Origin of the sequence: Klebsiella sp. Ech2A (genome assembly GCF_030078455.1) — a bacterium.
Classification (GTDB): Bacteria; Pseudomonadota; Gammaproteobacteria; order Enterobacterales; family Enterobacteriaceae; genus Klebsiella; species Klebsiella terrigena.
In genome coordinates this window covers 1-18,547 of record NZ_JAQGFU010000025.1, presented here as the reverse complement: position 1 = coordinate 18,547, position 18,547 = coordinate 1, and the positions used below count along the sequence as shown (strand labels likewise).

At 60.8% G+C, this 18,547-nt stretch carries 17 protein-coding genes; 4 read left to right on the top strand and 13 right to left on the bottom strand.

The genetic code is table 11. The features are described from left to right. Positions 1–9: 9 nt before the first annotated feature. On the bottom strand, positions 10–1,356 hold the full coding sequence (gene glpT / locus PFH44_RS07930) for a glycerol-3-phosphate transporter (RefSeq protein WP_283824749.1): 1,347 nt from the start codon (positions 1,354–1,356) through the stop codon (positions 10–12). Positions 1,357–1,626: 270 nt separating this feature from the next. Here glpT and glpA point away from each other — a divergent pair, with 270 nt between their 5' ends. From glpA to glpC, 3 genes are read left to right on the top strand one after another with little or no spacing between them, the layout of a single operon-like run. Next, the gene (gene glpA, locus PFH44_RS07925) at positions 1,627–3,249 is read left to right on the top strand and encodes an anaerobic glycerol-3-phosphate dehydrogenase subunit A (protein WP_283824748.1); all 1,623 of its coding nucleotides are present in this window, start codon (positions 1,627–1,629) and stop codon (positions 3,247–3,249) included. After that, the gene (gene glpB / locus PFH44_RS07920; RefSeq protein ID WP_283824747.1) at positions 3,239–4,498 is read left to right on the top strand and encodes a glycerol-3-phosphate dehydrogenase subunit GlpB; all 1,260 of its coding nucleotides are present in this window, start codon (positions 3,239–3,241) and stop codon (positions 4,496–4,498) included. Before glpA ends, glpB begins: the two co-directional genes overlap by 11 nt. Beyond that, positions 4,495–5,673 carry an anaerobic glycerol-3-phosphate dehydrogenase subunit GlpC gene (gene glpC / locus PFH44_RS07915; protein ID WP_283824746.1) on the top strand — a complete coding sequence of 393 codons (1,179 nt, stop codon included), beginning with the start codon at positions 4,495–4,497 and terminating at the stop codon, positions 5,671–5,673. Before glpB ends, glpC begins: the two co-directional genes overlap by 4 nt. Positions 5,674–5,698: 25 nt before the next feature. Here glpC and yfaU read toward each other — a convergent pair whose 3' ends face one another. The 7 genes from yfaU to PFH44_RS07880 form a co-directional block, all read right to left on the bottom strand. Beyond that, positions 5,699–6,502, bottom strand: a complete 804-nt coding sequence (yfaU, locus tag PFH44_RS07910) for a 2-keto-3-deoxy-L-rhamnonate aldolase (RefSeq protein ID WP_283824745.1) — start codon at positions 6,500–6,502, stop codon at positions 5,699–5,701. A 14-nt stretch (positions 6,503–6,516) separates the two neighbouring features. After that, the gene (locus PFH44_RS07905; RefSeq protein ID WP_283824744.1) at positions 6,517–7,806 is read right to left on the bottom strand and encodes an MFS transporter; all 1,290 of its coding nucleotides are present in this window, start codon (positions 7,804–7,806) and stop codon (positions 6,517–6,519) included. A gap of 52 nt (positions 7,807–7,858) precedes the next feature. Next, positions 7,859–9,064: an L-rhamnonate dehydratase gene (gene rhmD, locus PFH44_RS07900; protein WP_041146541.1), complete on the bottom strand. Its 1,206-nt coding sequence runs from the start codon at positions 9,062–9,064 to the stop codon at positions 7,859–7,861. Positions 9,065–9,077: 13 nt separating this feature from the next. After that, positions 9,078–9,860 carry an IclR family transcriptional regulator gene (locus tag PFH44_RS07895; protein WP_045855984.1) on the bottom strand — a complete coding sequence of 261 codons (783 nt, stop codon included), beginning with the start codon at positions 9,858–9,860 and terminating at the stop codon, positions 9,078–9,080. A 204-nt stretch (positions 9,861–10,064) separates the two neighbouring features. Continuing rightward, a complete protein-coding gene (locus tag PFH44_RS07890) occupies positions 10,065–11,261 on the bottom strand; it encodes a nicotinamide mononucleotide deamidase-related protein YfaY (RefSeq protein ID WP_045855987.1) in 1,197 nt (398 codons plus the stop codon). A gap of 94 nt (positions 11,262–11,355) precedes the next feature. Next, positions 11,356–11,898 (bottom strand): YfaZ family outer membrane protein, encoded by a 543-nt coding sequence (locus PFH44_RS07885; RefSeq protein ID WP_283824743.1) that lies wholly within the window; start codon positions 11,896–11,898, stop codon positions 11,356–11,358. Positions 11,899–12,207: 309 nt separating this feature from the next. Continuing rightward, on the bottom strand, positions 12,208–13,164 hold the full coding sequence (locus PFH44_RS07880) for an Rpn family recombination-promoting nuclease/putative transposase (RefSeq protein WP_045855992.1): 957 nt from the start codon (positions 13,162–13,164) through the stop codon (positions 12,208–12,210). A 136-nt stretch (positions 13,165–13,300) separates the two neighbouring features. On the opposite strand from PFH44_RS07880, the gene nudI reads away from it, so the two are divergent. Then, a complete protein-coding gene (gene nudI, locus PFH44_RS07875; protein ID WP_045855995.1) occupies positions 13,301–13,726 on the top strand; it encodes a nucleoside triphosphatase NudI in 426 nt (141 codons plus the stop codon). Between the two features lie 199 nt (positions 13,727–13,925). On the opposite strand, the gene menE is transcribed toward nudI, so the two are convergent. From menE to PFH44_RS07850, 5 genes are all read right to left on the bottom strand, one after another. Continuing rightward, on the bottom strand, positions 13,926–15,302 hold the full coding sequence (gene menE / locus PFH44_RS07870; protein ID WP_283824742.1) for an o-succinylbenzoate--CoA ligase: 1,377 nt from the start codon (positions 15,300–15,302) through the stop codon (positions 13,926–13,928). After that, positions 15,299–16,264 (bottom strand): o-succinylbenzoate synthase, encoded by a 966-nt coding sequence (gene menC / locus PFH44_RS07865; protein WP_045855999.1) that lies wholly within the window; start codon positions 16,262–16,264, stop codon positions 15,299–15,301. The genes menE and menC overlap by 4 nt, the downstream gene beginning before the upstream one ends. Then, on the bottom strand, positions 16,264–17,121 hold the full coding sequence (gene menB / locus PFH44_RS07860) for a 1,4-dihydroxy-2-naphthoyl-CoA synthase (protein ID WP_041146549.1): 858 nt from the start codon (positions 17,119–17,121) through the stop codon (positions 16,264–16,266). Before menB ends, menC begins: the two co-directional genes overlap by 1 nt. A 14-nt stretch (positions 17,122–17,135) precedes the next feature. Beyond that, positions 17,136–17,894: a 2-succinyl-6-hydroxy-2,4-cyclohexadiene-1-carboxylate synthase gene (gene menH / locus PFH44_RS07855; protein WP_283824741.1), complete on the bottom strand. Its 759-nt coding sequence runs from the start codon at positions 17,892–17,894 to the stop codon at positions 17,136–17,138. Further along, positions 17,891–18,547: thiamine pyrophosphate-dependent enzyme (locus PFH44_RS07850; RefSeq protein ID WP_283824740.1), on the bottom strand; the 657-nt coding region annotated here is incomplete at its 5' end. The genes PFH44_RS07850 and menH, both read right to left, overlap by 4 nt.

The window sequence follows — 18,547 nt, the reverse complement described above, 5'->3', positions numbered from 1 at the left end:
GCTCATTCCTCAGGACTGTGTCAGCTGCTGGTGATGACGCTTTTCTCCCACCATCACCACAATCAGCAGCAGCACCGCCAGCACGCTACCGCCGATCATGACCAGAAATCCGCCGTCCCAGCCGAAGAAGTCGACGGTGTAGCCGACGATTGCGCTGGCGGCAACAGAGCCTCCCAGATAACCAAACAGCCCGGTAAAGCCCGCCGCGGTACCGGCGGCCTTTTTCGGCGCCAGCTCGAGAGCATGCAGGCCAATCAGCATCACCGGACCGTAAATCAGGAAGCCGATAACGATCATGCAGGCCATATCAACGCCCGGATTACCCGGCGGGTTAAGCCAGTAAACGACGGTGGCGATGGTCACCAGCGTCATAAAGAAGACCCCGGTCGCCCCACGGTTGCCCCTGAACACTTTATCCGACATCCAGCCGCAAATCAGCGTCCCGGGGATCCCCGCATACTCGTAGAGGAAGTAGGCCCAGGAGGATTTATCCAGCGCAAAGTGCTTCACCTCTTTCAGGTAGGTTGGCGACCAGTCGAGAATGCCGTAGCGCAGCAGGTAGACAAAGACGTTGGCGATGGCGATATACCACAGCAGCCGGTTTGGCAGAATATACTGCTGAAAGATCTGCCGGGCGGTGAGCTCCTGCTCGTGCTGTTCGCTGTAATCATCCGGATAGTCGTTCTTATACTCTTCAATCGGCGGCAGGCCGCAGGACTGAGGGGTATCGCGCATCATGGCAAAGGCAAATACCGCCAGCAGGATCGCGCCAAACGCCGGCATATACAGCGCCGCGTGCCAGTCGTTGAACCAGGCCATCCCGAGCAGGAACAGCAGCGGCGGGATCCCGCCGCCAACGTTATGCGCGCAGTTCCATACCGAAACGATGCCCCCACGCTCCTTCTGCGACCACCAGTGCACCATCGTGCGTCCGCAGGGCGGCCAGCCCATCCCCTGGAACCAGCCACAGAGGAACAGCAGCACAAACATAACCATGATGCTGGAGGTCGCCCAGGGCACAAAGCCCATCACCAGCATGACCAGCGCCGCCAGGATCAGCCCCGCCGGCAGAAAAATGCGCGGATTCGAGCGATCGGATACCGAGCCCATGATGAATTTTGAAAAGCCATAGGCGATGGAGATCCCGGACAGCGCAAAGCCGAGATCGCCGCGAGAGAATCCCTGCTCCACCAGGTACGGCATGGCTAACGCAAAGTTCTTGCGTACCAGATAGTAGGCGGCATAGCCAAAGAAAATACCGATAAAAATCTGCCAGCGTAGTCGACGATAGTGTGGGTCAATTTCCGCCTCGGGTAGACGCGCTGTGTGCGCCGCGGGTTTAAAAATACTTAACATAGCAGCCTCCGTTGCCATTTGCTTTTATGGGTGCCGGTAAAAAAAAACCCAATTTAATCACCCACTTCTGATATGGCGCGATGGTAGGGAAACCTCGCAGACGATACTGTGAAACATCGCACGCTTTGTTACAAAAATATGACAAAACATTCCATTGTGAGCATGAAATCACATTCCATGCTCGATAAACGCGCGAATATGCTCGAAATCAAACAATACACACTATTTGTGTGGCTAAATGGCGTAAAACGAAAGTAGAGGGATAGAGAGATGGCCGAGAGCGATGAGTGTGATGTCATTGTCATTGGCGGCGGCGCAACCGGAGCAGGGATCGCCCGCGACTGCGCGCTCCGCGGGCTGCGCGTAACCCTGGTAGAACGCCACGATATCGCCACCGGGGCGACCGGACGCAATCACGGGCTGCTGCACAGCGGCGCCCGCTACGCGGTGACCGACGGCGAATCGGCGCGCGAATGCATCAGCGAAAACCGCATCCTGCGCCGCATCGCCCGCCACTGTGTGGAACCGACTAACGGGCTGTTTATTACCCTCCCCGAAGACGACCTCGCCTGGCAACAGACCTTTATTCACGCCTGCCGGCAGGCCGGAATTGAGACCCGTCAGCTCTCGCCCGCCGAGGCGCTGCGCGTTGAGCCTGGCGTCAATCCCGCGCTGCTGGGCGCCGTTCAGGTACCTGACGGCACCGTCGATCCGTTTCGCCTGAGCGCGGCCAATATGCTGGACGCCCGCGAACACGGCGCCACTATCCTTACCGGCTGTGAAATCACCGGCCTGCTGCGCAGCGGCGATCGGGTCAACGGCGTGCGCTGCTATGACCATAAGCGCCGTGAAAACCGCACGCTGCGCGCCAGCGTGGTGGTCAATGCCGCCGGGATTTGGGGCCAGCGAATTGCGGAATATGCCGATCTGCGCATTGCGATGTTTCCGGCTAAAGGATCGCTGCTGATCCTCGACCATCGCATTAACCGGCACGTTATCAACCGCTGCCGTAAGCCTGCCGATGCGGATATTCTGGTTCCCGGGGATACCATCTCCCTGATTGGCACCACCTCGGTGCATATTCCCTACGATGAAATTGACGATAACCGGGTCACCGCCGCGGAAGTCGATACCCTGCTGCGCGAAGGCGAGAAGCTGACACCCGTCATGGCCCGCACCCGGGTGCTGCGGGCCTACTCCGGCGTACGCCCGCTGGTGGCCAGCGATAACGATCCCAGCGGTCGTAGCGTCAGCCGCGGCATTGTGCTGCTGGATCATGCCGAACGCGACGGGATGGCCGGGTTTATCACCATTACCGGCGGCAAGCTGATGACCTACCGCCTGATGGCGGAATGGGCGACGGATGCCGTTTGCCGCAAGCTTGGCACCACCGTCCCCTGCACCACCGCCGAAACCCCTTTACCGGGATCCCGCGAGCCGGTCGAAGCTACGCTGCAAAAAATCATCTCTCTGCCCGCGCCGCTGCGGGGATCGGCGGTGTACCGCCACGGCGACCGCACGCCCTCGTGGCTTGGCGATAGCCGCCAGCATCGCAGCCTGGTCTGCGAGTGCGAAGCGGTTACCGCGGGGGAAGTGCAGTACGCGGTAGAAAATTTAGCGGTCAACAACCTGCTCGATTTACGCCGCCGTACCCGAATCGGGATGGGAACCTGCCAGGGCGAGCTGTGCGCCTGCCGCGCCGCCGGGCTGCTGCAGCGCTTCAACGTCGCCACGCCGGCCCAATCGCTGACCCAGCTTTCCGAGTTTTTAAACGAACGCTGGAAAGGCGTACAGCCCGTCGCCTGGGGCGATGCGCTGCGCGAAAGTGAATTCACCCGCTGGGTCTATCTCGGGCTGTGCGGTTTGCAAAAGGAGCAGCAGGATGAAATTTGATTGCGCGATTATCGGCGGCGGGCTCGCCGGGCTACTTTGCGGGCTGAGCCTGAATCAATATGGTTTGCGCAGCGCGATCGTCAGCCGCGGTCAAAGCGCGCTGCATTTCTCCTCCGCCTCGCTGGACCTGCTCTCAGAGCTGCCCGACGGCGAAAAGGTGACCGAGGTTGCCCAGGGCCTCTCCCGGCTGGCATGCCAGGCTCCGGAGCATCCCTACGCGAGGATCGGCGTCGAACGCGTCCTGGACTACGCGGCGCAAACCCAGGCGCTGCTGGCCGCCAGCGGCATTGTGATGCAGGGCGATGCCGCCCGGCCGCATCTGCGCATTACGCCCCTCGGCACCCTGCGCGCCGCGTGGCTCTCCCCGCAGGAGGTTCCCGTTTACCCGTTAACCGCCCAATCCCCCTGCCTGGTCGGGATCGGCGGCTTTGCCGACTTCCAGCCGCACCTGGCCGCCGCGTCGCTTAATCAGCACGGAATAAACGCCAGCGCGGCGGAAATCGATTTACCGCTGCTGGACGTCCTGCGCGAGAGCCCGAGCGAATTTCGCGCCGCCAATATTGCCAGAGTGCTGGACGACGAGCGCCACTGGCCGGCGCTGCTGGCCGCGCTGCTTCCGCTGGCGCAGGAGCACGACTTGCTGATCCTGCCCGCCTGCTTTGGCCTTAGCGATAACCACCTGTATCTATGGCTACAGGAGCGCCTGCCCTGCCCGCTGCGCCTGCTGCCAACTCTGCCCCCTTCGGTTCCGGGAATGCGCCTGCATAGCCAGCTCCAGCGCCGCTTTATTCGCGGCGGAGGAACCTGGCTGGCCGGAGATGAGGTGACCAACATCAGCCACCAGGATGGAACGGTCAGCAGAGTATGGACGCGTAACCACGGCGATATCCCGCTACGGCCGCGCTTTACCGTCCTGGCCAGCGGCAGCTTCTTCAGCAACGGTCTGATCGCCGGACGCGATGGCGTACGCGAGCCGATTCTGGGCCTCGACCTGCAGCAGAGCATGCCGCGCGAGAGCTGGTATCAGCGGGATTTCTTCGCCTCGCAGCCCTGGCAGCGCTTCGGCCTTAAAACGGATGCGATGCTGCGTCCGCTGCTGCAGGGGCGGCCGCTCAGCAACCTGTTTGCCGCCGGTTCTCTGCTCGGCGGCTTTGACGCCATTCAGCTGGGATGCGGCGGCGGCGTTTGCGCGGTCACCGCGCTGCACGTCGCCAAACAGATCAACGACCTTGCCGGAGGCGAACGATGAACGATACCCGCTTTGAGAGCTGCATCAAATGCACGGTTTGCACCACCGCCTGCCCGGTCAGCCGGGTTAATCCGCGCTATCCCGGCCCTAAGCAGGCGGGACCCGACGGCGAGCGGCTGCGGCTAAAAGACGGCGCGCTGTATGACGAGGCGCTGAAGTACTGCATAAACTGCAAGCGCTGCGAGGTCGCCTGCCCCTCTGACGTTAAAATCGGCGATATTATCCAGCGGGCGCGGGCGCAGTACGGCCAGCAGAAGCCCAGCCTACGCGATGCGGTACTGAGCCATACGGATCTGATGGGCACCCTTTCTACGCCGTTTGCGCCGCTGGTCAACGCCGTTACGGGTCTGCAGCCGGTGCGTCGGCTGCTCGATACGGCGCTCAAGATAGATCACCGCCGAACGCTGCCAAAATACGGTTTCGGCACGTTCCGCCGGGCATACCGCCAGCTCGCCGCAAGCCAGGCGCAGTTTAGCGACCAGGTGGCGTTCTTTCACGGCTGCTACGTCAACTACAATCATCCCCAGCTGGGTAAGGATCTTATTCGCGTGCTGAACGCCATGGGCACAGGAGTACAGCTGCTGTCGAAAGAAAAATGCTGCGGCGTGCCGCTGATTGCCAACGGCTTTTTTGCCAAAGCCCGCAGGCAGGCGCTGAGCAACGTCGCCGCCATGCGCGAAAGCGCGCTGCCGACCATCTCCACCTCCTCCACCTGCACCTTCACCCTGCGCGATGAGTATCCGCACGTGCTGGATGTGGACAACAGCGACGTGCGCGACAGGGTTGAGCTGGCGACGCGCTGGATCTGGCGCCAGCTTGACGGCGGGCGAACCCTGCCGCTAAAACCGCTGCCGCTGAAGGTGGTCTACCACACTCCCTGTCATATGGAGAAAATGGGCTGGTCGCTCTATACCCTCGAACTGCTGCGGCAGATCCCCGGCCTGCAGCTGGAGGTTTTGGATTCGCAATGCTGCGGCATCGCCGGCACCTACGGGTTTAAGTCGGAAAACTACGCGTCTTCCCAGGCCATCGGCGCGCCGCTCTTCCGCCAGATTGAGGAGAGCGGCGCCGATATGGTGGTGACCGATTGTGAAACCTGCAAATGGCAGATTGAGATGTCCACCAGTAAGCGCTGTGAACATCCCATCACCCTGCTGGCGCAGGCGCTGGCCTGAACCTCTGCGCGATGATTACGGGGGGTCAGTAGCTCCCCTTTTCTTCCTCCCGCCGCGCGCCGGGCCTAAACATCGCCAGCCGGCTATCCAACGCGTCGGTATAGAGCTGAGTATCTACGCCAACGGCGACAAAATTGGCGCCCCACTCAAGGCTTTTTTGCGCCATTTTCGGATCGACGGCAAGGAAGCCGGCCGCTTTGCCCGCCGCGCGAATGCGGCGAATGCTCTGCTCAATAATCCGCTGCACGTCAGGATGAGCGGCGTTATCCGGATAGCCGAGGGAGGCGGACAAATCGGCAGGGCCAATAAATACGCCGTCAATGCCCTCCACTTCGAGGATCTCATCCAGATTATCGAGCGCCGTTTTGCTCTCAACCTGAATGAGCAGACAGAGTTCATCATTCGCCTGTGCCATATAGTTCCCTACTCTCCCCCAGCGCGCCGCGCGCGCCACGCCGGCGCCAACTCCGCGCGTGCCGACCGGCGGATAGCGGGTTGCCGCGACGATATCCCGCGCCTGATCTGCCGTATCGACCATTGGGATAAGTAACGTCCGGGCGCCGATATCCAGCACCTGCTTAATCAGGCTGCGGCTCCCCTCAACCGGGCGTATCACCGGCTGGCTGGCATAGGGGGCAATGGCCTGCAGCTGATGGTAAAGATCCTGAATGGTATTTGGCGCATGTTCGCCGTCAATCAGCAGCCAGTCGTAGCCTGCCGTAGCGGCTATCTCGGCCACGTAGGAAGAGGTTGAGCTCAGCCACAGGCCGATTTGCGCTTCTCCTCTGGATAATCCCGCTTTAAACGGGTTCGATAAAATAGCGTTCATAGGTCTTCCTTAAATTAATGCGGGACGCTGCCGGACTGCGGCACCCTGCGAGTGACGCTCAATGAAAAGATAATAACGACGCCCGCTATCGCCACGCAGGAGAGCGTCAGCAGGCCGGCGGAATCGCTGGCGAAAATCGTCTCTGCCTGGACGCGAACGATCGGCGCCAGAAAACCGCCGATTGCGCCGAACAGGTTGACAAAGCCAATGCCTGCGGCCAGCGCGGTACCGGAGAGTAGCTGCGTCGGCATCGTCCAGAATACCGGCTGCACGGCGATCACGCCGATCGCCGCGACGCACAGCGCCAGTATCGCCAGCACCGGTGGAACCAGCCCGGAGACACCGATACCCACCGCCGCCGCCAGTAAGGTCAGCGCCGCAATATTGCGCCGTTCGCCGGTCCGATCGGAGTAGCGCGGAATAAGCCAGGTCCCCAGCAGAGCCGCAATCCACGGGATCGCCGTCACCACCGAAGCCACAAACCCCACTTTGGTGCCCAGCAGCGCGGCAACCTGGGTTGGCAGGAAGAAGATCAGGCCATACACCGCAACCTGAATCGTCAGATAGATAATCGCCAGCTGCCAGACGCGCCCGTTGCGCAGCGCGTCGGATAGCCGCGAGGTGACCTTTTTCTCCTCTTCGCTGGCCAGCTGGCTAATCAGCGCCTGCTTTTCGGCAGCGGTGAGAAAACGCGCATTTTGCGGCGTATCGTCGAGCCAGAAGAAGGTGAAAAAGCCCGCGCAGACGGCCAACAGCCCCTCAATCACAAACATCCAGAACCAGCCGGGATGCCCCATAAAGCCGTGCATTTCCAGCAGCGCGCCGGATAGCGGCGAGCCGAGCGTCAGCGCCAGCGGCGCGCCCATATAGAACAGCCCCATAATGCTGGCGCGGTTCTGTTGGGGAAACCACTGGGAAGTCAGGTAGATCATTCCCGGGAAAAAGCCCGCTTCGGCGGCACCGAGCAGCGTCCGTACCAGCAGGAATTTTGTTTCGCTATCTGCCCATGCCATGGCCGCAGAGAGCACGCCCCACAGCAGCGTGGTGCAGCCAATCCATTTTCTCGCGCCAAATTTACGCATCAGCAGATTCGCGGGCACCCCAAGGAAGGCATACACCACAAAAAATATTCCGGCGCCAAGGGCGTAGGCCTCGTTGCTCAGCCCGGTATCCAACTGGTAGGTTTCTTTGGCAAAACCAATATTCGAACGGTCAAGAAACGCCAGCACGTACAGCGCCAGCATAAAGGGGATCAAACGGGCGCGGTTTTTCTTCACCACGCTCTCCAGCAAAGTATTACTCATCGCAATATCCTCAGGAATTGGCCGCCCGGCAACGCCGCGCGGCACGACGAGATCAGTGGCTATAGGGGCGTTTGAGATGACAGTCACGATTCAACTCAACGCCAAATCCCGGTTTATCCAGCACGGATTTATGGATCCTTCCGTTCTGCGGCACCGGCTCGCCCAGCAGGATCGGGTCAAACTGAGGGCGCAGCGTGGCGCAGTCCGGGCTGGTCATCAGGAACTCGCTAAACGGGGTGTTGGTGAAGGTAATCACCGCATGGTGCGAATAGACCGACGAGCCGTGCGGCACCACCAGCTGACCGCGCGCCTTGGCGATCGCTGCGATCTCTACCAGGGTGGTTAATCCGCCGCACCAGCCGACGTCGGGTTGCATAATATCGATGCCGGTTTCCGACAGCGTACGGAAGGATTGCAGCGTGCCGTGGTGCTCGCCGCTGGTGACCATCATCCCGGCAGGGGCGCTGCGTTTCAGCTCGCGATAGCCTTCGTACTGCTGCGGCGGCAGGCACTCTTCAATCCACTTGAGGTTATAGGGCGCGCAGGCGTGAGCCAGCTTAATGGCGTAATTGACGTCCTGGCTCATCCAGCAATCCAGCATCAGCCAGAAATCCGCGCCGCATTTCTCGCGATATTCCGCAACCATGGCGGCGTCTTTGCGGATCCCGGCGTCGCCGTCGTGCGGCCCCCAGTGCGTCGGCATTTTGCCGCCGATAAAACCCATTTCCTGCGCCAGATCCGGACGTGCGCCGGTGGCATAGAACTGAATCTCATCGCGAACCGCACCGCCCAGCAGCTTGTAAACCGGCAGACCAACCACTTTGCCGAACAGATCCCACAGCGCCAGGTCGATACAGGAAATCGTATTCAGCACCAGACCGCCGGAGCCAGAGTAGAACAGGGTGGCATTGAGCATCCGATCGTGGATCAGCTTAATATCGCTGACGCATTTTCCTTCAACGAAGCGGCTGAGGTGCTTTTCGACAATAAAGCAGCCCATCTCTCCCGCCGTGGTCACCGCAAAGCCGGTCTGGCCGCTATCGGCCTCCACTTCAACAATCAGCGTGCCCAGCACGTTAATGCCGAACGACTGGCGGGACTGTTCATACTCGGCATATTTGCTCATCGGAGTCGCGATATGATCGTCAATCCAGTGGTTTGCGCCCTGATCGTGGTAGTCGCCGCCGCCGGCGCCCTTTTCCGCGGTCGCGCCGCCGATAAACCATGCGCGGATGTGTTTAATTTTCGGTAGGGTCATGATGTTCTCCTTGTTATGAAGCTCGTCGCTCGAAGGGGCTCTTCCACCCCAGCAAACGGGAAATATCTTTGGCGCAGGCAATCGCCTTACCGGCAAGGTAATCACGATTATCTTCGTTGATTTGCAAACGCGTCCCCACCACCGAGATCGCGGCGGTGAGATCGTTATTGGCGTTAAAGACCGGCGCGGCGACGCAGCGGACGTCGAGGTAATCCTCGCCGTTATCAAAGCTCCAGCCTCTGGCGCGAATGAGCTCCAGCTCCTCGTGCAGCCGCTGGGCGGTGGTGATGGTGGTCGGCGTAGCGCGCTCCCACTGCAGTTCTCTGATGATAGCGTTCTGTATATGCGCGGGCTGCCACGCCAGCAGGCATTTGCCAATGCCGGAGCGGTAGAGCGAGAGGCTTTTCCCCTCGTGCGAGCGGACGCTGATCGTGGCCGGCGATTCGACTTTCAGAATGTAGTAGGCGTTACCCTGATCGATAATCCCCAGATGGCAAAGCAGCCCGCATTCGTCCATGAGCTGAGTCAGCCGCGGCCGCGCCAGCTCGCGGAGATCCATTTTGCTTACGGCGTGTCCGGCCAGCTCCACCAGCTTGGTCCACAGACAGTAGTTATCCTGATTATCCATACTGAGGAAACGCTGCTTTCTCAGCTCGCCCAGCAGCAGATAGGTGGTACTTTTCGGAATACCGAGTTCGTCAATAATCGTCGCCGCGCCGCAGGGGCCAATGCGGGCGATGAGATTGAGAATATCGATGGCGCGGGTCAGCGCCGGGACCTTGCTTGATTCCAACATACTGGACTCCAATCCTGAATACTGGAGTCAGTGTTGCGATTGTCAGGGGGGAAAATTGTGAGCGGCCTCAAATCACGGCGTTATTCCAGCGGGGTGGACATTTCGCAGCGTATAAATGGGGGATAGCGCACAGAATATTTAAAAATAAGTACAGCGGGCTGGACTGAAAACGCACCGGGAGAGGTTCCCGGTGCGATTGGCGGCTTAGATCGACAGCGTTTCGACCACGTTAATCCAGCCGTGATCGCCGGCTACCGGCTGGCCGTTCAGCCAGCGGCGCAGCATATTCAGGGCCATCATCGCACAAACCTCCTGGCGAACCGGCAGGCTGTAGCGGGTGACGCTGAGCTTAACCCGCAGCGCGTGGGTGCCTTCCGGGGTGGAGAGCACGAAGTTCAGGTAATCGGCTTCCTGGCCGCAGACCGCCAGCGCCAGGCCGGCAAAATGCTTCACCCGCCGCTCTGACGTCCAGCGGGCCGACTGTGCCAGCGACTCCTCCTGGGCGGGGACCACTTCGCTGGCCAGCAGCGGAGCGCTGGCGCGGGAGAGCTGGAGCGACAGCAGGCCGCTGGTAAACTGCTCGCTGAGGGTCAGGCTCAGCTGCCGCTCCTGCAGGCGGCGCGCAATCTGCGCAGGCAGCCCTTCGGTACCTTCAAAAATCAGGTTCTCGCCGGCCACTTTTTGCACTTCTGGCCACAGCGCCAGCATCGCGTCGCGCTGTTCAGCGGGGCCGGTGAGTTTCAGCTCAATAATTGGCATAGAAGAACGGTAGCCCATCACCACGCCAGGCGGCAGCGGCAGCGGATTGAGGCTTTGCGCCAGGTCGCTTTCTGAACGACCAAAGGTGGTCAGGCGCAGGCACAGCGGCGGCGCAGACAGCGGGAAGCGTTCGCGCAGGCGGGGTAAAATCTCCTGCTCCACCATCACCTTAAATTCCGACGGCACGCCGGGGGTAAAAAACATCAGACAGCGGTTGAGCTGAACGGCAAAACCGCAGGCGGTGCCCACCGGGTTGTTGATCATCTCCGCGCTGGCGGGAATTTCCGCCTGCTTGCGGTTGCTTTCCGCCATCGGTCTTCCGCGCTCGGCAAAGAAACGCGTCATCGTCTCCAGCCATCCGGCGTGCAGAATTAACGACTCGCCTTTAGCGGTTGCCGCGGCCAGCGCGCTGAGATCGTCGCTGGTAGGCCCCAGACCGCCGTTGACGATCAGCACGTCCGCATGCTCGCTGCGCTCGCGTAAAATAGCGATCAGAGAATCAAGATCGTCACCAACGGTGTTGCGACGCGTTAAGGGCAATCCCTGATTAAAAAAGAAATCCGCCAGCCACGCGGCATTGGTATCGACGATTTGCCCATGCAGCACTTCGTCGCCGGTGGACAGCATTTCCACGTTTAACATTGTGAACTCCAGCCTGATAAGTGGAAATACTATAACGCAAAGGTGCGGGCTGGGTAGACAGGAAATCGGCGCGGCATGATACCGCGCCCGGGGATCAGAAGCTGGCGCTGACGCCGACGTACGGGCCATCGGCAATGGTATTATCTTTGTTACCGTCTTTACCTGCCAGGTTCAGATAGCGATAGCCGGCTTCAATGCTCAGAGGACGCATAACCGTCCAGCTCGCGCCGGCGTTAGCTTCCTGATAGCTCTGGATACCGCTGGAGAGGGAGTCCGGTGAATAGTAGTATTCGCCGAACAGGCGGAAGCTGTCGCCAAGTTTCCACTGCAGGCCGCCGCCGACCGCTGCCGCATACCCTTCGTCACCGCTTTTCGGATTGGTATAGACGCCTTTGCCGCCCACCGTTGCCAGGAATGGCCCCAGAGGAACGTTTAAACCCAGCCCTAAACCTGCCGCGTCGCCGTCGTTATCGCTGTGCAGCCAGTTGCCGGTTACCGCCAGTCCGCTTGATTCGGTACCAAAACCGACGCCAAGGTTGGTGTAGTGCTCACCGGCCTGCCCGGTGACGCTGATCGCGTTTGCCGCCGTGGAGACCAACGCCAGCCCGGCAAGGCCGATTAATATGCATTTTTTCATTTTTTACTCTATCCAGAAATCAAGAATCAAAGATGTCCCAAAAACCGCAGAATTGTACTGCCGAATGCTGAGGAATCAATGTCCTAAAACGACCTTTATTGTTGTGATTGTAAGCAGTTGCTACCGGAACGCCGGATTTGGGCGGTCGCTGCGCCGTCATCAGCGCTGGCTAGGGGAAGATGTCTGGTAAAAAGAGGCGTTCTGCGCGCCGTCGTGGCGCATCGTCGGGCGTCGGTGCCGGGCATCGGCAAAAATAGCGGCGTAAAAAAAGCGGCAGCCATCCGGCCGCCGCGTTGTGAAAACTATGCGCTAGTGCTTAAGCTGCGCCAGGCACTGCAGAGACAGGCCGGTCAGCTCGGCGACCAAAGGCAATTCAATTCCGCTGTCGATCATCGCCAGCGCAATACGCTCGGCGGCCTTTTGTTCACCTTCCTGCCGGCCTTTTTCTATTCCTGCCTCCAGTCCTTGCTGCCTTCCCTGCTGCATCCCTTCCTGACGACCGCGGTCTTCCAGGAACTGAGCAATATTCATGAGCGCCTCCTTATGCGGCTGTAGCGGCACGCTTTGCGCCAGCTGACGCAGAAATGCCACGGGATCGGCGGTACTCCCCGCCTGGAGTATATAGTGCAACAGCGTCTGCAGCTGTCTTTCGCTAGTGTATCCCAGCGCTAATAAGCTGACCACCTGTGCCTGAAGCTCCATCAGATCCCGCTGTCGAATATGTTTTTGCAGCAGCTCCAGCATGGCCACGCGTCGATGCTGCAGGAGCTCGCTATCCGGGATAGTCGTCACATCCACCAGCGGGAAGGGCTGGCTATAGAGCTTTTCGGCTATCTCTGGCTGTGAAAATCCGTCCAGCCAGCGCATCGAGTGCGGCCAGGGGCTCGCCTTACCGTGATAGAAAAGCAGCGGGATCACCAGCGGCAGTTGCTGCAGGCCTTTATCGAGATGGCGCTGCATCGCCGCCACGGCGTAGCGCATTAAACGAAAGGCCATGTGTCGATCCGCAGAACTTTGATGCTCAATCAGCAGATAGATATATCCTTCGCCAGTCCGGGTCTGCACGGAATAGAGAATATCCGAGTGGCTTGCCCGTAAATCGTCGTCAATAAAGCTGCCGGACTCCAGATGCAGGGTCTGCAGGTCGCACAGCTCGCGTAAATTTTCCGGCAGATGAATCAGTAAAAAATCCGCCGCCGTCGCCCGGTCCGACAGCAGGCTCTTAAACACGGCATCATGCGGGAAGTGCGCTGTCGCCCGGCTCATGCTGACCTCCTGTCCGTCATTTCCCCCCACCCTACCACCGCCAACGCCGGGCGCGCGTTTTCGCTTGCGGTTTACCGAGGCGGCTCGCAAACTGGCAGCCAGATGCTTTGCTAACCGTTCATCCAAAGGAGATACCATGCGCCAAAGGACTATTGTCTGCCCGCTGATTCAACATGAAGGGCACTATCTGCTCTGCAGGATGGCCGACGATCGCGGCGTTTTTCCCGGCCAGTGGGCGCTTTCAGGCGGCGGCGTGGAGCCTGGCGAGCGCATTGAGGAGGCCCTGAGGCGTGAAATTCGTGAAGAGCTGGGTGAGGCCCTGCGGCTGACGAGCATTACGCCCTGGACCTTCAGCGACGACGTGCGGGTCAAAACCTATAGCGACGGCCGGCAGGAGGAGATCTACATGATCTATCTGATTTTCGATTGCGTCAGCGCCAACCGTGAAGTCACCATTAACGAAGAGTTTCAGGATTATGCGTGGGTCAGCGTCGAGGATTTGCCGCGCTACGATCTGAACGTCGCCACGCGAAAGACGTTATCGCTGAAAGGACTGCTCTGATTTTTAACCCGCAGACAGAAAGCAGACTCCGCACCGCCGGGCTGAGGATGACTTAGCCCGGGCAATGCGCTACCGCGAATTTTGCCGATTAAAGTTCGCCCTGATGAGCATTAGCGGCATCACTGCAATCATAAAAACGTATTCAATCCCTTCATCAAAAGATGATTCAAAGGTTCACCAGCGCTAGCTATCCGCCGCTCTAAGCGCAATCGTCCCGATGCGCGTTGACCCACTCGCGTAACGCCCGACGCGAAATCTTTATGCCGCCGGTTTTCAGCGCCTCGGGCAGCGCCAGCCAGCGTACCGGCTGCTGAAAGCGCGCCAGCTTATTCTCGACCCATGCCGCTAAAGCCGCCATGTCGCACCGTTCATCGCCTTCGACCACCGCCACCGGACGCTGGCCAAACTCGGCATCATCCAGGGGCACGATGAACGCCTGGCGGATCTGCGGATGAGCCATAATCACCCGCTCAACCTCTTCCGGCTGGATCCCCTCACCGCCGCTGAAAAAGAGATTATCCAGACGCCCAAGGATGGTCAGCCTACCGTTACGCAGCTCGCCGCGATCGCGCGTGGCAAACCAGCCCTGCTCGTTAACCAGCGGCACCAGCCCGCCGTCGCGCCAGTAGCCCGCCGCCATGCTGGCCCCGCGCAGCCAAACCTCGCCGTCGACAATTTTCAGCTCCCGCTCGGGCAACGGCTGCCCAACATCCGCCTCGCCGTCGGCCTCTTTGGCACACACCGTCGAGGCAAATTCGGTCAGGCCGTATCCGCACCAGCTGCGAATACCTCTCTCCCGCGCCTGCCCGGTCAGTTCGACGGGGATCGCCGCCCCGCCCAGAAGAACGGCCTTCAGCGATACCTGCGCATCGCCGTTGAGCAGCCGCCACAGCTGCGTTGGCACCAGCGACGCGTGGCTGCAGCCCTGCAGAGCCTGTTCTAACGGCCGCTTTTCCCGCACCGTCAGTCGCGATCCGGCCAGCAGCCAGCGCCAGAGAATTCCCTGCCCCGAGACGTGAAACAGCGGCAGGGAAAGCAGCCAGTCGTCGTCGGCGGCCAGCGGGATCATCGCCAGCACCCCTTGCGCGCTGGCAAGATGAGCGCGGAAAGTATGCGCTGCGGCCTTCGGCAGCCCGGTAGAACCTGAGGTCAGCGTCATCGACGCCAGACGATCTTCGCTCCAGGCCAGGCTGCGTTCTCCGGCATCGGTGCGCATAGCAAGCGGCGAATAGCCGAGGGCGGCATTATCCTCGCCGCTAAGCGCCAGCAGATGGTGCATATCGAGGGACGGCAGCAGCTGCGCCAGCATTGCCGACGGCAGCTGCGGATTAAGCGGCAGCACCCTGGCACCGCACTGCAGCAGCGCCAGCCAGGCCAGCAGCGCCGCCGGCTGGTTGTGGGCCCGCAAAATAACGCCATCGCCCTCACCTACGCCCTGAGCGACAAACCCCGCCGTCAGCGCGTCAACCCGTTCGCACAGCTGCTGCCAGGTCAGGCTATCGTCGTTCAGCCGCAGAGCAAACGCCTCGCCCCGTTGCTGACGCCAGTGGTGCCACGGCCAGTCGCGAAAGATCACAGCAGCGGCTCCAGCGCATCCGTTGACAGGCACGGCAGCGTGCTTTCAGGCCACGGGCGCACCAGCTGGGACTGCATCAGCGTCAGCGTATCGAGGCCCGGAACGGTCTGCGGCGTCAGCCAGGCCGCAATACGCGCCAGCTGCGTCAGCCCAAGGCTCGACTCAATCGAGGAGCTGATGACCGCCGTCAGCCCCAGAGCGTGGGCGGCGGCAACCTGCTCCTGCACTTTTTGCAGGCTACCGGTAAGGGTTGGCTTAATCACCACCGCCCCAACTCCCGCCTCGGCCTGCAGGCAAAAATCGGCTTCACGCAGGCTCTCATCCCAGGCAATGGTAATACCGGTTTCCTGGGCAAAAGCGCGGGAATCGTCGCGGGTTTTGCACGGCTCCTCAAGGAAAGCGATGCGATCGCGATACTGCGGGTCCACGTATTTTGCGAACTGCTGCGCCTTGAGCGGCGTCCAGGCGCGGTTGGCGTCCAGACGCAGCCGCAGCTCGGGGATAGCCTCCAGCAGCAGATTTACAACCATGCCGTCGCGTACGGCCTCATACAGGCCCACCTTGACCTTGGCGACCTTCTCGCCCGGCATCGCCGCGAGCCTGGCAAACAGCTCGTCCGGATCGCCGGTGCACAGCGGCGCGGCGCGATAATCTGCCGCCTGCAGCAGCTGCTCATTCAGCTCGGCCAGCGCGCAGCTGATCCCGAACGCCGCGCAGGGCTGCGCAGGAAAAGGAAGATCCTGTCCCTGACGCCAGGCCGTCGCCCACGCCAGCAGTGCAGCCTGCGCCTCTTCCAGGGTTTCTTCGCTAAAGCCCGGCAGAGGAGAAACCTCTCCCCAGCCTTCGCGCTCGCCCTCCTGGAGATGGACGAACAGCCCGTCACGGTTTTTTAACCGCCGTTCGCGCAGAACCACGCCCGCGTCCATCGGTATCTGCCAGCGGTAAACCTGCGCCCGGCGCATTACGGATTCCGTTTAAATTTGCTGAAGTCCGGCTGACGCTTCTGATTAAATGCGTTGCGCCCTTCCTGACCCTCTTCGGTCATGTAGAACAGCATGGTGGCATTACCCGCCAGCTCCTGCAGACCCGCCTGACCATCACAGTCGGCGTTCAGCGCCGCCTTCAGGCAGCGCAGAGCCATTGGGCTGTTTTGCAGCATTTCGCGACACCAGCGAACGGTCTCTTTTTCCAGATCGGCCAGCGGGACGACGGTGTTGACCAGCCCCATATCCAGCGCCTGCTGCGCATCGTACTGCCGGCACAGGAACCAAATTTCACGCGCTTTTTTCTGGCCAACGATGCGGGCCATATAGGCTGCGCCCCAGCCGCCGTCGAAGGAGCCGACTTTCGGACCCGTCTGACCAAAGATGGCGTTTTCTGCCGCGATTGTCAGGTCGCACATCATATGCAGCACGTGGCCGCCACCGATGGAGTAGCCGGCGACCATCGCGACGATCGGTTTCGGACAGGTGCGGATCTGACGCTGGAAATCGAGCACGTTCAGGTGATGCACGCCGGAATCGTCCTGATAGCCGCCGTAGTCGCCGCGCACCTTCTGGTCACCGCCGGCGCAGAACGCCAGGTCCCCTTCGCCGGTCAGGATAATGACGCCAATATTGTCGTCATAGCGGGCATCCGCCAGCGCCTGAATCATCTCTTTTACGGTCAGCGGACGGAATGCATTACGCACCTGTGGACGGTTAATGGTGATTTTAGCAATACCGTCCGTCGATTTTTGGTAACGAATATCGGTATAGCCTTCGGAACAATCGTGCCATTCAACGGGGGCGTAGAGCATGGCTTCATCAAGAGAGATCATAGAATGTCCTTTAGTTAACTTGCTAAAAACTGCGCCAGGCAGGCGGTTACCGCGGCGGGATTTTCCCGATGCGCGTTGTGCCCGGCATGATGAATGACGTGTATCGTCGCGGCGAGATCGCTGGCGATCGCGCGGAATTTGTCATCGCGCGCGCCGCAAAGATAGTGAAAAGGAAAGCGGCAGGCGCGCAGCGCCGGGCGCAGATCGGGCTGGACCGCCAGCGACGTCGCCTCCAGCATGGCGGCCAGATTGGCGCCATGGTTGCGGCTGCGTAGCGCGATTAAGTCCACCCGCTGCAGCGCATCCAGCGAGGCGAAAACCGGCTGCTGGTACCAGTCCGCAAAGACCTGGGGCAGCGGTTCGTGACGAAAGCGTTCGGCCCAGGCCGCATCGCAGCGCCGGCGCTGCAAGCGCTCGCTATCGTCAACGAGTCCCGGATGACCACCCTCCACGACCAGCCCGCACAGACCGTCGCGCGGCTGGCTGGCAAAGGCCATCGCGATGCGGCCGCCGAGGGAGTAGCCAATCAGCCAGTAGTTAAGGATGCTGTAACTATCCAGCGTCTCCTGCAGCAGTCGGCAGACATCGGTAAAATCACCGACCTGAATATCGCGGGAACCGCCGTGGCCGGGCAGGTCGATATAGAGCCGCGAACGGGAGCTAAACGCCTCCCCGACCGGCTGCCATTCGCGACTGTCGCCCGAAAAACCGTGTAAAAAAATCAGCCAGGGTTGATTGGCCTGGCCGCGTTCGCACTTGGCGTGCAGGCTCATAAACGACTCACCTGCGCCAGCAGCTGCTGCAAAGTATGGGTGCCGTCGGTTTCGTTCACCGCCAGCTCAATCACGGTTGCGCCAGGGCTCCGCCACGCGCCGGACAGCGCCGTCTCCAGCTCGTCCCAGCTGCCCGGGCGGTGGTAGTCGAGATCGAACATCGCCGCGGCGTGCCCGAAGTTGACATCCTGCGGCATTGAATAAAACTGGCGCCTTTCTTCCTGCGGCGTCGGCAGCAGAGAGAAGATCTGCCCGCCGTTGTTATTGACAATAATCAGCACCAGCGGCGCCGAGGCATGGCGCAGCAGCGCCAGCGAATTCAGATCGTAGAGCGCAGAAAGATCGCCCACGATCGCCAGCAGAGGGCGGGCGCTGGCCCGCTGCACGCCGGCGGCGGTTGCCAGCAGGCCGTCAATGCCGCTGGCGCCGCGGTTGCTGTAGACCGGATATCCCGCCGGCAGCTGCGAAAGCGCATCAATTAAGCGCACCACCAGGCTATTGCCCACGAACAGCTGCCCCTGATCCGGCAGATAGCGATGAATGCGGTGGGCGAGCTGGGCCTCGCCAAAGCGCTCGCTGCATTCGACCGTCGCCTGCCAGGCCTGCCCGGCAAGAACCGGCAGCGTCGTTGCCCAGGGCTGCCGTTTTTCCGC